The 16,881-nt window shown below is 41.7% G+C and carries 6 protein-coding genes; 2 read left to right on the top strand and 4 right to left on the bottom strand.

Annotated elements, in window-relative coordinates:
• Positions 1-34: 34 nt before the first annotated feature.
• The 4 genes from R8N23_RS04275 to R8N23_RS04260 all read right to left on the bottom strand — a co-directional run bounded on the left by R8N23_RS04275 (position 35) and on the right by R8N23_RS04260 (position 14,332).
• A complete protein-coding gene (locus R8N23_RS04275) occupies positions 35-8,371 on the bottom strand; it encodes an Ig-like domain-containing protein (RefSeq protein WP_318170327.1) in 8,337 nt (2,778 codons plus the stop codon).
• Positions 8,372-8,685: 314 nt separating this feature from the next.
• Positions 8,686-10,266, bottom strand: a complete 1,581-nt coding sequence (locus R8N23_RS04270) for a tetratricopeptide repeat protein (protein WP_318170326.1) — start codon at positions 10,264-10,266, stop codon at positions 8,686-8,688.
• A gap of 37 nt (positions 10,267-10,303) precedes the next feature.
• Positions 10,304-11,770: a tetratricopeptide repeat protein gene (locus R8N23_RS04265; RefSeq protein WP_318170325.1), complete on the bottom strand. Its 1,467-nt coding sequence runs from the start codon at positions 11,768-11,770 to the stop codon at positions 10,304-10,306.
• A 75-nt stretch (positions 11,771-11,845) separates the two neighbouring features.
• Complete coding sequence (locus R8N23_RS04260; protein ID WP_318170324.1) at positions 11,846-14,332, bottom strand: hybrid sensor histidine kinase/response regulator; 2,487 nt, start codon at positions 14,330-14,332, stop codon at positions 11,846-11,848.
• Between the two features lie 171 nt (positions 14,333-14,503).
• Here R8N23_RS04260 and R8N23_RS04255 point away from each other — a divergent pair, with 171 nt between their 5' ends.
• A complete protein-coding gene (locus R8N23_RS04255) occupies positions 14,504-15,460 on the top strand; it encodes a type II CAAX prenyl endopeptidase Rce1 family protein (RefSeq protein WP_318170323.1) in 957 nt (318 codons plus the stop codon).
• 55 nt (positions 15,461-15,515) lie between these two features.
• Positions 15,516-16,853 (top strand): DNA recombination protein RmuC, encoded by a 1,338-nt coding sequence (rmuC, locus tag R8N23_RS04250; protein ID WP_318170322.1) that lies wholly within the window; start codon positions 15,516-15,518, stop codon positions 16,851-16,853.
• The last annotated feature ends 28 nt before the right edge of the window (positions 16,854-16,881 follow it).

Below are 16,881 nucleotides of genomic sequence, written 5' to 3'. Positions count from 1 at the left end.
CCTTAACCTATCCTAAACCTTTATGCCTAGCTTATTAGTGGATAAGGATTTTTGTTGTTGTAGTAAAATCTTTTCGATCCAGTTGAAGCAGATATAGTCCTGCTTTTAAACTCCTCACATTTACTTTCTCCTTTGGAGTCACTTGTTGACTAAGTACAACTCGTCCATCTATATCAATCAATGACAGTTGCGCGAGCTTATCTGTGAAGCCAGAAACAGCTAGCCACTCAGTGGTTGGATTAGGATACACCGCAATTTCTACTGCCGTCGGTTGTACTCCTGTCACCGTCACTTCATTGATGGTGAGTGTAGCGGTGGCTGAACCGGAATAGTTAGTTTCACCTATTGTGGCTACCACTTCGTAAGTGCCTGCTTCACTTGGCGCTTCGCTTGCACCATCGTAGGTAAGCACAACAGTCAAGTCAGCGGGATCGGTAACTACGGTTGGAGATTTTGCCGAACCATCTTCATCAAAAGTAAGATCCGACAAAGTCACGGTGGCTTCAGCCTTTTCGATAGTAAGCGTTCCCTTCACTAAGATCAGTTCATAGTTGTCGGCAGTTCCTCCTGATAGGCTAATATCATAGGTACCGGCATCGCTTGACTCAGAAGCCAATGTACTAGCTACAGGAATTTCATTCAATGCCGTTGCATCCTCCTCATTCACAAAACCATCATAAGAAAACGAGAGCGTTGGCACCTCATCTCCAAAGGTTATAGATTGATCGTCAGCAGTCACAGTCAAAGCTGCTTTAGCAATGGTGAATTCGGCAATCACTGGCTCCGCCTCATTGTACGTTTCATCACCTGACTGTAAGGCACGTACACTTGCAGCTCCCACTCCTGTGAAGGACAGAACTCCGTTGTTCAATGCCAATGGTCCTGAAACAATTTCGTAACTCACTGGCAAACTGCTATCTGAAGTGCCGGACAATCCTACTTCTCCACCGTAAGTTTGATCTTCGACGTTGAAAGTAATCTGTTGAGTTTGTTTATCATTTACCTGGAAAATGATCTGCTCAGTACCCTCAAGGTAGTTGAGACTGGCTGGGGCGGTCACTGTCACTATCACTGTACCTACTGTACCTGTAAGCGTGATGGTTTTGCCTGAATTTGTGGCGTGACCACTCACCGCATATTGCAGCTCGGTATCACTATTTACAGATGCCACTATATCGAATGGTGTTGCATTTATAACTTTATCAGTAATATCCTGTATTTCAACAATCTGTTCAGCCTTGGTAATGGTAAGTGTACCGTCTATAGTATTAATTTCGTAATTGGTATCCTCTTGATCTTGCAAATCAAGTACATACTCGCCCACATTACTATTTTCATCAGCCGTGGTTGTCACGACCATAGGCAAGTCCAAGCTTGCATCGTCTTCGCCACTCACAAAACCTACATATTCGATCACAAATTCTGGATTGGCTTGCCCATAGACTTTTTCCACATCTTGTACAGTGGCAGTTAAGGCTACTTTACCAATCGCTAAAGTTCCATTGATATAATTGAAACTATAATTATCATCTTCACCGCCTGTAACCGTAATGACATGATTTCCCGCATCGCTGTATTTAGAAGCTTGCGTAGCAACTACAGGCAATGCATTTATAACTGCCAATGTCTCTTCATTCTTGAAGCCAACCAGTTCTAACTCCAACTCAGGATTATCGTCACCATAGTTTTTGATTAGACTGACAGCGTAAGTGTCTAATTCCGCTTTGGTGATTGTAAGTGTACCATTTTCGTTCTGAAATTCATAATTGACGTCACTTCCGCCTGCAACGGTGATGGTATATTCTCCAACAGAGCTATTCTCATCCGCCTCCGTGGTTCTGGATGGCAATGTCCCAGACAAATCACTTGCATTTTCGCCTTCGATAAAACCATCGAAAGAAAGCGTCAGATCTGGATTAGACTCTCCGTATTCTCGGGATTGATTATCCGCTCGAGCAGTGAGCACCTTCTTCTGAATGTCTAATTCGTAATCCACTGGCGTAGCTGCCAGATAATTATCACTTTCTGGACTGGTGGCGGTAAAGGTCACTGAACCTGCGCCAAGAATGGTCACCTCGTTAGTTTCCGAATCGAGCGAAGCATCGTCCCCTTCCGTTAGCTGAAAAGTGATTTCATCATCTGTAGGTGTCAATACTGCACTTAGAGTGAAAATTTCATCTCCATAGGTTTTATCGGGTATTGTGAAGGTAATTGCTTTAGTGGCTTTATCAACAGTAAGTGTCTGTTCTGAATCGGCGTCATGATAGAAAGTATTTCCTGCTTGCGTGGCGGTAATAGTGGTGACACCAGCACCGTGAATGGTGATCTGATTTCCACTCACCGTGGCTACTTCTTCATCATCGCTGCTGTATTCGATGGCCAAACCAGAGGAGGCCGTTGCGGCCACGAAAGTGTAGGTGCCGTCTCCGAAGGTTTTGGTGTCCAGCGCAGCAAAATCAACCGTCTGAGATTGTTTCACTGTAGTGAAGTTCCATGTGCCATTGCCACGGATATCAATTGGATTTTCATCCAAATCCTCAATTCCACCCAAGATGTCGATATACACATCTACTCCGGGTTCGATGTCGAGTGGCGAATTAAAGGTCAGCGTATTCCCTTCTACAGTAGCACTATTAAAACTCCAGGTATTGCCCAATTGTTGATTATCGGCCGTACGGAATACTCTAAATGCACCGCCTGTTTTCACCTGAACAGGTGCGTCAAATGTGATTACCAAATCAGCGAAAGGACTGACATCAGTAGCATCGTCTGCCGGGCTCAAAGTAGAAATAATACCTACACTATTGAACACCCAATCTTCAGAAGTGAGTTCAATTGATGGTCTGTCAGACATATCTTTAACCACACCAGCAAAAGCTTCCACTCTATAGTTAGTATGATAGATCAGATTGTTATCCGGATTGAGGGTCACGGTGCTTTCATTGATTGTCACTTTAGGACCATCAATGGCGAACGTCTCAATCAACTGACCGCTGCCATCGCGTAGATAGTACGATCCTGTGCCTTCTTGCACCGGTTTGTTGTATGTCACGGACAAGTTAGCATCCAAGGCCACTGGCGCTTCTGTACTGAAATCGCTCACTATTAGTGCTTCTTCAGTAGTGAATGACCAGGTCGCATTTGTAGTCCAGCTACCCAACTCGTTGTTGGCCACATCCATGATGGCATTGGCTCCGGTGTTATTGTTTCTCACCCAGTAGGTTGTCAAGTTCGATAGCAAAGGCACATTGTTCAGGGTGACGGTGCTACCACTTACATTCACATCAGCAGTACCCATATAGAAAGTTTTTACCACGTTATCAGCACCAGTCACTAGCTCAAAACTACCAGCACCGGCAACCACATTTTCTGAAAGTGTTAAACTCAACTGCCCAACATTGACTGCGACCTCTGTAGCGGTATTTTCAGGAGAACTTGTATCCATACTTGGCGGCAAATTGTCTACTGTAAATTTGAAATCAGAATTGAATAACTCATTCAAATCATTACCCACCAAATCTTCGAATGGTGTAGTGCTCCACCCGACATAAACCTCGATTTCAGCCGCACCTGACAACATGCCACCCATTGGTTGGATGGTTACTACATTATCCTCAATGATCACTTGCCCTGAAGCCGGATCTATCGTTCTGTAAATGGTTCCTGGATTGCTTAGATTTCGAATTCTAATGTCAGCGTTTGGATTCCCACTCAATTGAACTGGCTCGCTCATTGTCAATACAATAGGTGCATTATTGGGCACTTTGATATCATCAATGTTCGGACTGAAAGCAGTAATCGTAGGGTTGATGTTATCTACTGTGGTGAAAGTCCACGTGGTTTCGTCATCCAATCCATTGAATTCAATGCTATTGTCCACCCCTTCGATTCCAGTGCCAGTGATTTGCACATAGTACGACGTACTTCCTTCTAAAACTGCGTCAGGATTAACCGTCAAGGTATTGTCGAGAAAGCTGACTTTACTTGAGTTATTCAGATAGATGGTTTCTACAGGAGCGTCATCACTTTTGTAAATGCTCACACTACCCGAGTTTCCAGAATACTGTACATTCTCATTAAAGGTGATCACCAGATTTTCTTCTACGCCTACCTGAATGGCATCATCAGCGGGTGAAAGTCCAGTAATTCTTGGTCCGGCAGTGGTAAAGCTCCAGTCCCCAGGACTATTTCCACCATAAGGATTACCCAATATATCAGTAATGCAACCATCGCACACCAGCACATAAACTTCAGTCGAGGTGGGCAGGAGGCCTACTCCATAAAGATCAATACCTTCATCGGTAACCTCGTTATTTTCATCAGTCACATTTATGGTTTTGATCAATTGATCATTGGCAGCATTAAAAATCTGAATATTTCCCGTGCCCTTTCTGATGGGTTCATTGAATTCGAAATAGATTCCGTCTTCCACTAGATCAGCAGCTGAAATGTCTACCATTCCGTCTTCGGGATATTCGTAGTTCCAAACTGGTGCATCCGACTCATTGTCCATGGTGGTGAAAGACCACACATCATGGGATAAAATACCTTCAAAGTCTTGATCCATATCGTCTTTCACCACACCGGCATCAACCAAAATAGAGTAGTTGGTTTCTGCTTCAAATTCATTAGTAAACTCAATATTTAATACACTATTGTATGTCACTGACGTATGATTCACCTTCGGAGAGGTAACATCTACTGACTCCTCCAGCTGTCCTTCTTTGTAGAGGTGTATGGATCCAGTGCCCAGCGTAGTCGGTTCATCGAACCCTAGTGATACGCTTGCATTAATCAGCACTTGCGTTTCGCCTTGTCCAGGTGAGAAGGCATCTGCCTGAGGAGGAAGATCACCTTCTGTTACTGTCACTGTCCAGGTCTGCTGTGCAAACTCCTGTTCATCAGTGATCTGATATGTCAACGGATTGGTAAAGTTTCTGGCTAATCCACTACCTACAGGAGAGATACTAGCTCCTGGTGAGATGGTGAAAGTTGGCGCCAGGTTGGTAACGTCTGTTTCTGGCCAAACAGAAATATCTACCGTGTGAGCTTCATTATTGATAACCGCTTCTTCATACTGTTCTGCAAAACTGAAGGTAAGGAAATCAGAAGCTCGATTTGGTACTTCATAGGCACCTCTGGAAGGCCAGGATGCGCTTCTGGAATTACCTAAGATATCTGTGTTCACTCCATCAACTGGAGAAGTTCTAAGTTCGTTATTGGAAAGTGAGCTTCCCGACAAAGACAAATCTGCAACCGCTGAGTTTGTAAATGCCACGTCGATGTAAGTAGTAGTTGGAGCAATGGCTGACATTGCGGACTGACTTGCAGCATTCTGTGCGTAGACTGTCGTACTTACCCCATCATCAGCTATGTATACGTTGTTACCAGCGTCTTCTACCTGAATAGTAGAGAGTTGTACGAATGCTTTGGAGCTGCCTGAACCGGATATTCTGGTTATGCTCACATTGTTGTTTTGAATGTTCCCTCCAGTCCCAATAGCATTATGGGATTCATTGCTTTCTACACTACTACCGTAAAGATGGATGCTGTTGTGTAAGATATTAGTTCCTTTACTGATACCGACGGTTCTGTTACCTCGTATGGAAATCGAATTGTTTATCACATCGGTCAGCTCATCTCCCGCCACAATGGCGTAGTAGATATATGGATCCGGTGCCCCAGCTTGGTTATAAAACTTATTACCAATAACATTAATATTGGAGATATTTGAAACATTCAGATCCACTCCCATAATTTGAGCAGTAGTTTCAGTATTTGCCGCAACAAATTCACAACCTATGATATTAATCCCACTCAACGAGGCAAATTGACTGTTCATCCGAATTCCAACGCTATTCAAAATGTTGATGCGTAGATTTTTAAGCGTAAAGTCATAGTCACCTGACCCAAAGAAATTCACTCCTTCTATACCATCAAGGTTGGCATGTAAATTCATGACTACATTCCCGGTGGACGGATCTGCTCCATCAATAATCATATTAGAAATAGCATTATTGATTCGCAACACTGACCCATAATTAGACTCTGGATACAGGTCGATTTGAGTGGCACCCGCTTGGGGTTTGATGGTCACGTTATACGTGGGATCAGGATTAGACAGAAATACCGTTTTGGTCACATTATATCCATCTTCAACTTCAAAGATTACATCCCCTGACATGCCTGCCAATCCCAATTGACCTACAGCATCTGTGATGGTTGCAAAGGTACCATTATCGCCCACGGTGTAGGTGCCGGCAAGCTCTTCCCAGTTCAGCGTAATTGTCCAGGACTCAAAACTATTATTTTCAGCTCTGAGCGTCATCGGAAAGCCAACGCCATTTTGATAATATTGTGGATTTGATGAAAAGCTGTAGGTAGCTCCGGGAGATACATCCAGTAAAATCTCCAATCTGGAGGGGTTGGTAGCCTGAACAGTTGCTGTGATGGTGTTGTTGATGTTGTCGATTACGGGTTCGCCGACAATACCAGGTATGGTAGCAGCCAACACTTCTTTTTCTGACGAAATAGCACGGGTGGTAAATGTGTTGTAATTAAAGGGATTAGCCGTATTGCCAGCCAAATCTGAAATTGGCTGTCCATCAAAATAATACTCAGTGCTGTAATTCAAAGCATTTGGCACTTCAAACATAATTTGATCTCCTGAAATGGTCATATATTCAGGTAAGACACCGTCCACCGTTTGCCAGGACATCACCGAGCCATTATTCGATGACCTTCTCAAATAATATATGGCATTGCCGGATTGTACCGCTTGCACGTCTTCATTGAAGGTAAAGGTGATGACCGGAGTCAGATCTACATTCGTAGCTTCATCTTCAGGATCAATAGCTGTGATAGAAGGAGGCGTATCATCTACATTACCTACATTGATAGTCACCGCTGAGTTTAAAAATTCGCCTGCATTGTCTGTTGCTCTCAATGTGATACTTCGTGTGGCACCTGCTTCATAATCCAGTTCTTCGGTAGTGCGGAGTTGGTTTCCCACGATTTGAAATGAGCTGGCATGTGTACCACCAACCAGAGTAACAGTGGCGTCGTCCCTGTAATCTGGCTCAGTGGCCGAGACTGTACCTACTACTGTGCCTGCGGGCATATTTTCTTGTACTGAATTGCTACTAAGTGAAATCTTGGTAGGTTTTCTATTCGCTAAAAAGCCCCAATTAGTATCATCAGTACCTTCAAAATAATTTCTTTGACTATCATAAAACAGGTCATTAGGGATGGAAACAAAGTACTCCCCTCCTTCTGTCAATTCTTCCAATCCGCTAAATGTGATATGATAATACCCTTCACTATTACTGATACCTCTATAGTCAGTTGCTGCAATCGGAGTATTTCCGGATTTTCCTTTTATATAAAGAATCACATTACTTCCCTTAGTATCAAGGGATACACTTTCATCAAACTGAATGCTGAATGTTGACAAACTTCGATCCACTCCTTCCTCTTCATAGGACGGGTTAATGTTTTTGATACCCGGAGGAGTTACTTCCGACTTGGTGGTAAAATTCCATGTCGTATGATCACCCCATGCTATGCCTTCAAAATTTCTATTGTTTCCATCTTTAAAGGCGGTTGAAGGAATATAAACATGCATGTTCTCACCAAAAGGTAAATCTATATCTCTACGCTTGAGTGTGATTGTATTGCCCGATACTTCCATATATTGAGAAGATCCTGTAGAAAATCCTAAATGGTCTGTATCTGCATCATCCCTGACTTGCACCCACCAGGTATAGTTGAGATATACATTTTGATTGAAGGTAATGGTAAAATCTTCATCTGCAGTAGGGTCGATAAAAGAGGCATTATCATCAGGATATATGGAAACAATATAAAGGTCAGATGACCGGGTTGTAAATGCCCAAGTAGTAGAATTATTGAAATCCGGTAGTTTGTTGCCATCAATATCCACTACTATTCCAAGATTTCCCGTATAGTTTTGAATATAATAAGCCTGCCCATAGTTTAAGGTTATCACATTAGACAATATTATCTTGTTTCCAACGATTTCTACATTTGGCCCATCGATATCAAATTCCTGAACGGTAGAACCACCAACATATCTTAAGTTTAGTTCATCAAATCCATCAGGGAGGTTTGCTCCGTTTGAATAAATAGGCTCGCTGAGAGTTAATTCTAGCGTGCCCACATTAGGGTCAACACCTGTTTCGAGATGTGAAGGTGACATAGACACTATATATGGTGCCTGTGCCATCGCCGAAAAGGCAGATAGCATTAAAAGAAAAATTAATAGAATAGTAAGGAGCACCTTGTCTGTGTGTATCCAAATTCGTTTCAGATGTCCAAGTGCTTGAGTCTCGATTGCTTCATTGAGTTTCATGGCATAAAAGTTTAAAAGTTTGTAACCCGAATTTCGACTATACTTAGAGGTACGAGCCTATACCCTTGGGATAGTTCTGCTCCTACCCAGGTGGGTAGTTTTACAAAATCATTGATTGTAGTCAGTATGGACTGGTTTTTCTGCAAACAAGCTAGAAACAAAAAGCTGAGAATTGTCGCGAATGGACAGTCTTATTGTAGTAAAATATCCCCAGACAAAATACAGGTGGCAGGTAATTAAAGTAAAGCGGCAGACAGAGAAACAGTACTAAAAGGAATTCCCAAGTCTGGGCAGTAAAAGAGTCAGCCCAAGTATTATGTAGTCTTTACTACATACTCCAAGGCCTGCTTGCGATTCGATACGCCGAGCTTATCATAAATATTTTTCAGGTGGTACTTGACGGTGTTCACCGAAAGGAAAACCTTGTCTGCTATTTGAGAGTTGTTGAGGTCACCTATAGCATGTGTTAAAATTTCAAATTCCCTGTCTGTCAATGGTGTATTAAGGCAATGGTTGAGTTTGCTCAAGTCCACCTCAAGATCTGAAGTATCACCTTCGAGCAGGGTTTTGATTTGCCTGCGCAGCACGCCCAGTTCTTCCTCCAGTGCCTGATTTTTCTTTTCAAGTCTGTTCCTTACCAAAAAGAAAATGAAGAGAAGTATCAAAAAGGCTATAAAACCAGCTATAGTCAAAAAGCTAAGTTTCTTAGTTGTATCCGATAGGTCTGATTGAACCAGCTCATGCTGTTCGGTCAATATCTGATTTTCCTGCTCCAGTTTATCGAATTTTACCTGTAGAGCCAATCGATTTAATTGCTCCAGATTGGCCAATGATAGCAAGGAATCATCCAGCGCCTTATGCTTTTCTTTCATACTTTCAGCCTTTGCTGAACTGCCATTTAGAGCTAACACTTTAGCCTGTAGCTGATAATTTTCACGAATATTTTTCAATTGCCCCAGTTGCTCACACTGTTTCTGGTTTTCCTCCAAAATTTCTAGTGCCTTTTCATTGAGTAGCATTTCGCTATAAGCTTCGGCAATCAGGTTATTGGATAGGATGAAAAACTCACTACTGCTTTGGGCTGAATAAAAATCTTGAGCCCGCTGACTCCATTCGATGGCCTGTGCAAACTGTTTCTTTTTCAGATTGAGTCTGGCTCGATCCAGCCAGCAGCTGGCTAATCTCCATTGATCATCTAGCCGCATAAATTCGATGGCAGCCTGATCCAAATAATGTGATGCACTGTCCAACCTGTCCGCTGTCATAAACATATTGCCAACCAAATGTAGACGAGTGCCCAACGAATTGGCATTACCGGTACCGGGCTCATACATGGCCAGTGACTCTTTAGCATAATAAAGCGCCTCTTCATAATCACCGGTTTGCGCTCGAAGCTCACTAAGTAAACTTAGGTCGAAGCCAATGGCTTCAGAATCACCTCTTGCCACATCGATCTGGTAGGCACTGTCCAAAAATTTGATGGATCTATCGTAGTCACCCATGTGCTGATAGAGTGTGCCTAGATTGTAATATTGCTCGGCAGTTTCACGATCAGCGTTTATTTTCTTTGCGATTTGGAGCGAGCGTTGGTAATGGGGGAGAGCATTTTGGTAAAGGCCCATTTCGCGATAGCAAAACCCGGCATGACTATAGCATTCGGTAAGAAGCATGTTGTCTCTCACCTCTGCATTCTCTCCGGCATGAATAGCCTGGAAGTAACTTTCCAGAGATTTTTCTAAGTCTCCTAAATAATAATAAGAATCTGCACGTAGCTGATGTAATCTGGGTTGTTGCAAGACTGGCCCGTTACTCAAAATGGAGTCCGCCTGTTGTATCACCAGCTCATATTTTTCAGCTGCAAACTCGGCTTCAATGGCCGCCATATTTTGCGCCATCGAAATATTGAGTATCGATATGAGAAATAATGTGAGGCTAAGAGCTTTTGACCACATATTCTAGTGCTTCCTTTTTATTACTAACCCCTAATTTATGATACACATTACCCAAATGGAACTTAATGGTACTAAGGGATACAAAAATTTTGTCGGCTATTTGCTGATTGGTCATTCCCTGCAAGCTATGCTGCAAAATTTCGTATTCACGCTCGGTGAGTGGCGTAACCAATCGCTTGTTGAAGGTTTCGAGATCTATACTCAAATCCAGTTTTGTAGGCCCATCAAGCAATTCGATGTATCGCTTTTGAAGCGCTTCCATCTGACTTCGTTGAGCCAATTGATCGGATTTCTGTTTCTTTTTGATAAGAACAATTGATACCACTGCAATGATGCACACAAAGACCAACGATCCCACCATCATCCAGATTTGTAATCTGGCCTCAGTTATCTCCTGTTCCTGGCGCTGGTGTATCAACTCTAACTTGGAGATTTCTGCTTCCTTTTTGGCTGTCTCATATTTGAGATGAAGCCGCTCCGAAAGTTCCGCTTTTTCTTCATTATAAATCAACTCATAGGTCTCTTGATATTTGGTTTGATACAAATAGGCAGCCCTATAATTGCCCTGTTGTCGATGAATATCCTGCAACAATTCATAGCAATAGACTTGATCTTGCTTATTGTCATTTTCTATAAAAATCTGCAATGCTTCGCCCAAAACAGCCAATGCCTTTTTATGATTACCAGACAAGTTGTAATTTTCGGCCATGCTTTCCAGCGTGTGACCGTAGGCCGACTTATAATTGATCTTTTCAAAAATGACCAATGCCTGATCATACAGCTGATCCGCTTTGTCGTATTGCTCTTGGTAAGTATAACACGTTCCAATATTTAACAGCGCATTGCCTATTCCTTCCTTGTCGTCTATTTTTTCAAATAATTTCAGCGCCTGATTATAATATTGTAACTCCAAATCCAAACTGTCCTGATATCCAGCGATAAGTCCAAGATTGTTAAGCACATGTGCCAATCTATAATCAGATGCTATTCGTACAGCTACTTCCCTGGCTTTATCAAAATACTCTCTGGATCTAGCATAATCCTCTTGATATAGAAAATCAATACCGAGGTTCGTATAAGCGTCGTAAATATCAATCTGGTTTCCAAATTCTTCCCCATACTCCAGAGCCTTGAAAGCCATTGGTATAGACACATCGTAATCAGCTTTGTAGCTATGTGCCGTGGAGTAAATGACATACAAAGCACCTTGAAGAGAATCCATTCCTAAGGAGTCAATCATTAGCTTAGAATGGTCCAAATAGTACAAAGCACTATCGGGGTCGGATTCGGCGGTCTCTTTTGCAATTAGATATAATACTTTGGCTTGTTCGGCACCAGGTGTGAGGCCAGAAAGTTTCATTTTCAAGCTATCCAGTGTATTCTGCTGAGCGAACACATTCGGAAAAAGAAAGGTCACTATGACGGTAAGAATACCACTCTTAACCATAGTTTGTTAGCGTCGTTTTGGTTGAGCTATAAAAATAAACCATTGTGCGAATATCAGTACAATAGCTTGCTAAATTTAAATAAGGGAGGAAGCGGTGGCTGTTCCTCGGGTATACGTGTGCACCACCGTCAACAGCTCCATCGGATTAAATGGCTTAGAAAGGAAATCATTCATGCCTACTTCTGCTATTTTGATTTTAACATTGTCATAGGTATCAGCAGAAACAGCAACAATCGGAATATTCTTTAAATCAATATTGTCAAGTCCTCTGATGGTGGCAGTTACCTCATATCCGTCCATTTCGGGCATCTGGAGGTCCATCAGTATCAAATCATAGTCTGTATCAAACACCTTGACCAATGCATCTTGTCCTGAGGTCACCACTTCACAGATCAGTCCCCACTTATCTAAAAATTTCTTAGCCATCATGAGATTGATCTCGTTGTCGTCTACTACCAACACCCGTTTTCCTTTCACCTCCTCTTTCATGATCACATCATCCAATTCGATAGCTGCATTGGCATGAGCAGCCTCCTCCATGTACAAAGAGAAGTAGAATTTCGAGCCTTTGTTCACCTTACTCTTCACAAAAATCTGACTGTCGAATAGTTTGATCAATTTTTTGGTTATGGCCAGCCCCAAGCCGGTACCTCCATATTTTCTGGTTGTATTAGCATGTGCCTGAGTGAAACTCTCGAATATCAATTTCAATTTGTCTTTAGAAATACCAATACCAGTATCCTCAACGGCGAATTCCAGTTTTACCCGGCCATTGCTTCTAGCTAGCAAATGAATAAGCAACTTGATCTCCCCCCCAGGGGTAAACTTCAGCGCATTGCTGATTAGGTTATTCAATATTTGCGTAAGCCTCGCCGGATCGCCCTTAAGCATGGATGGAATGTTGTGATCGATGAGGATATTGAATTTGACTCCATTTTCAGCTGCTTTCTTTTCATAAGTATTTCCCAATCCTTTGGTCAGCTCCCTTAAATGAAAATCAATATGCTCCAATTGGACATTCCCAGACTCCACCTTGCTATAATCCAAAATATCATTGATCAGGATCAGCAGATTTTCTGACGAGAACTTCAATGTCTTTAGATGCTCTAGTTGTGTTTTTTTAGGGCTTTCATCTAGCAGCAAATGAATGGTCCCTATCACAGCATTCATCGGCGTACGGATCTCATGACTCATTACCGAAAGAAAGTCTGATTTTACTCGAGCAGCAGTCTCAGCTTTCTTGATCGCTCGCTTAAGTTTTTTATTCTTTTTCTTAATTTTTTGGGTTCGATGGTCAATAATTTTTTCCAGTTCTTCCTTCTGCCATTGGGCTAAACTTTCGTTGACCCTCAACTGATCTATTTGTTTATTGAGTGCTTTTCTTCTCTCCTTTTCTCTTATTTTTTTTCTCTGAGCCAAGCCCATAGAGAAAACAGCAATCTCTGCTAACAAACCATACTTCATCAAATTGGCTTGTGATGTCGATGGATCCCAAAGTAGCGTATCTATCACACCCATGGCCACCATAGCTCCGGTACCATACATGTAATATTTGACCATCTCATATTTGGAATTATAAATTCTAAATATCAAACCAAAGACCAACAGTGCATTAAGTAATGCCACCACACGAAGTACATGTGTCAGCACATAAATTTCTTTCGTAAAATGGATGACAATGATGCTCAAGAAGAAAATCCCTATATCAACTAAGGAGACTATTCTCATCCATTTATAATACAGCAAGAAGTGCTTTTTCGCACTAATGAAATCATTGACAAAAATCCAATAAGCACCAACTGCAAGGATGGTTGTCGGAATAAAATAAATAGTGAGCCAAGGCGTCTCATTCAAAATATACTCTCGGAGTATATCAGTAAGAAAGAGATAATTGACCGCGATACATCCCAGATAAAACGCATAGTACAGATAAGCCTTAGTTCTGGTTGTGCCAAACAAGAACAAATTGTAAATCATCACAATCCAAAACAAACCCTGGAAAATGAAGTCAACAATATGTTTATCGAGGATTTCATAGACCCAGTTGGTGCCACTAGTTAATCGAAGATCAAACTCTGGGTCATTATGAATTTTTTCTTCTATCCTGATATATAAATCCTGACTCGCACTCGCATTTAATAAGATAGGTATATAATAACTACCCTTGGGTACTGATTTTAGATGTTGTGGATACATATATCCACTTTGCTCGTGCTGTACGATAGAGTCATTCTCAACGAAATAACAATCGATGAAGTCATTTTTACCAACATAGAGCAGATAGAGTTTTGTGACTTTCAGATTGTTCACCAATCTCAACCTCCCCCAATGAACTTGTTCACTGGACAGCTCTCCATCCAATGGTTCGAAGGCAGGTTGAGCATTTAGAATATCCTTTACCGTAAGGTTTCTTGAGGAATCGGAGTAAACCCACAACTGTTCAGTGAGAGACGAGGACTTAATCAAATAATCTTCGGGCTGAACGACTGGTTGATTAGAACCAAAGGCTTGTATTGTACAAACCAGTATCAACAAGGTCAAATAAGATATTAGGCTCCTCACAATATGAAAAAATTTCCTAAAAGTTAATCAAATTCTGTATGATGTCAACGGCTCACTCGCTTGTCTATTGATTGTGATAGTATTTATATTTATCACTTCATGTTAAAACCAACTTTAATTGAATACCCTTCTATGATACTTCAACCTTTCAATCTTAACTCAAGAGACTAAATGAAACAACTTTGGAGATACCTTACCAAATACCTACAGGAGCATTTTCACTGGGGACTGTATCTCAGCGTGGGCATTTTTCTTACCATTTGTACTTATTTCAATTTTACTCTTGATTTTGAAGACAGTATTATTGACGCTCATCGCAAAACCCTTTGGCATTGGTTCTATATGTCGCTCTATATGGGATTTCCATTTTTGGTCACTTGTATTTTTCTAGCCTTTTTTAATATCAACCGTACTTGGTATCGATCCAAAGAGTTTTGGCTATTGTTCCTTTTTGGCTTCATCATCCTTGGATTCAGTCGCACACTTTATTTTCATTATTCTTTGATAGAACATTTGGATGTTATCGACTACCGGTTTGTTCGCAAAGTAATGTGGAGAGGAAAGTCCTTTTTCACCCTCTTCTTACCGCTTATGATTTTTTATTTCTGGTATGAAAAGAAAAGGGACGAAACCAACAGCTGGTATGGACTTACCCTTCAACACACCGACTTCAGGCCTTATGGCCTCTTGCTTCTTGCAGTTGTGATAGGTATTGGATTGGCATCCTTTCTTTCGGATCTGACCAACTACTACCCACGATATATTCCTAGCGGTGGAGATCGATTTGCCGAAAAGCATGAGCTCTCTGGTTGGATCCCCATGCTGATTTATGAAGGTGTATATGGCGCTAACTTCCTGAATGTCGAGCTGTTTTTCAGAGGGTTTCTAGTGATAGGATTTACGAGAGTTTTGGGTGGACAAGCGGTGCTGGCTATGGTTGGGTCTTATATGTTTCTCCACTATGGCAAGCCTATCACCGAAGCCATCAGCTCTGTTTTTGGCGGATATTTAATTGGAATTCTGGCTTTCTATTCGAAAAGAATTTGGGGAGGTGTCATCCTACATGTAGCATTAGCTTGGAGCATGGAATTCTTTGCTTGGTTACAAAGGATGTATGGAGATTATTAGAAATTCAATCCCAAGTAACAAAGGAAAATCTGTCTACACTTCATAGATTTGTTTTATGGAAGTTTATCATTTCGTTTACCTTTTTACCGGCCTGGTTTTAGGAGCAGGTGCGGCTTGGCTTATTGCCAAATCAAAATTTCAAAATCCACAGAATGCAGAGGAACAGCTCAAAACCAAAGAGCTTGAAATTAGGCTGCAGGCCGAATCTGAAAAAGTGCAGTCGCTTAGTGAGCGTGGTAAAGAGATAGAGCAAAAACTTCAAGGCGAGCGTGAAATGAACGTACAACTCAACAACCAGCATACGCGCTTAGAATCCGACTATCGCAACCTTCAGGAAACGCTGAAAACCCAAAAAGAAGAACTCAACCAAATCCGTGAAAAGTTCTCAGCCGAATTCAAAAACATGGCCAACGAGATTCTCGAAGAGAACAGCAAGAAATTCACCACCCACAACAAAGAACAAGTGGATCAACTGCTCAAGCCACTGGGAGAGAAAATATCTGAATTCGAAAAGAAAGTGGTGCTCACCAACAATGAAAGCATGAAGTGGAATGCTGCGCTCAAGCAGCAGGTCGAAGACTTGAAAGGAGCTAATATCAAGATGACCAAAGAGGCCGAAAATCTCGTGAGGGCATTAAAAGGAGATTCAAAAACACAAGGTAACTGGGGCGAACGCCAACTTGAAGGCATCTTAGAAAAAGTAGGTTTGCTTAAAGATGTTCATTACACCAGAGAGCAAAATTTCAAAAACGAAGAAGGAAATAATCAAAGACTTGATTTCATTGTCAATCTTCCGGATGAAAAGAGCCTCGTCATAGATTCGAAAGTATCCTTAACTGCTTACGCCAGATATTTTGAAGAAGACAATGAAAACAAAAAAGCAGAATATCTAAAAGCACATTTGGAAAGTGTAAATACACACATCAAGCTGTTGGGCGACAAAAACTACCAAAAGCTATACGACATCAATCAACCGGATTATATCATGCTATTTGTGGCCAATGAGCCAGCTCTAACCATTGCCTTACAGCATGATGAAGGTCTGTATGAAAAAGCACTTGATAAAAATATTGTACTCGTGTCGACAAGTACGCTTATGGCAACACTGAGAACAGTGTCCTATATCTGGAAGCAGGATGCACAAAGCAAAAACGCCATAGAAATTGCCAAAGAAGGCGGCAATTTGTACGACAAATTTGTAGCCTTTACTGAAGACGTAAAAGGTATCGGCCGACAACTGGATCTCACGCAAAAAGTGTACGTAGAAGCCGCCAAAAAACTTTACGAAGGCAAAGGCAACCTGATCAATCGCGCGGAGAAAATGAAAAAGCTCGGCGCCAAAGCCACCAAAAACATGGATCAGAAGCTACTAGAAAGATCAGGAGAGGATTGAGTTTAACCCTTACTCAATCTTTACCATA

This window comes from Reichenbachiella sp., assembly GCF_033344935.1.
Classification (GTDB): Bacteria; Bacteroidota; Bacteroidia; order Cytophagales; family Cyclobacteriaceae; genus Reichenbachiella.
The sequence above is the reverse complement of the archived record's forward strand: the minus strand, read 5'-3'. Positions and strand labels throughout refer to the sequence as shown.

What these genes read in the sequence shown, in the direction of transcription:
- R8N23_RS04265 (WP_318170325.1), bottom strand. Translation starts at nt 11,770, where the DNA reads ATGGTTAAGAGTGGTATTCTTACCGTCATAGTGACCTTTCTTTTTCCG.
- R8N23_RS04255 (WP_318170323.1), top strand. Translation starts at nt 14,504, where the DNA reads ATGAAACAACTTTGGAGATACCTTACCAAATACCTACAGGAGCATTTT.
- R8N23_RS04275 (WP_318170327.1), bottom strand. Translation starts at nt 8,371, where the DNA reads ATGAAACTCAATGAAGCAATCGAGACTCAAGCACTTGGACATCTGAAA.
- R8N23_RS04270 (WP_318170326.1), bottom strand. Translation starts at nt 10,266, where the DNA reads ATGGCGCAAAATATGGCGGCCATTGAAGCCGAGTTTGCAGCTGAAAAA.
- rmuC (WP_318170322.1), top strand. Translation starts at nt 15,516, where the DNA reads ATGGAAGTTTATCATTTCGTTTACCTTTTTACCGGCCTGGTTTTAGGA.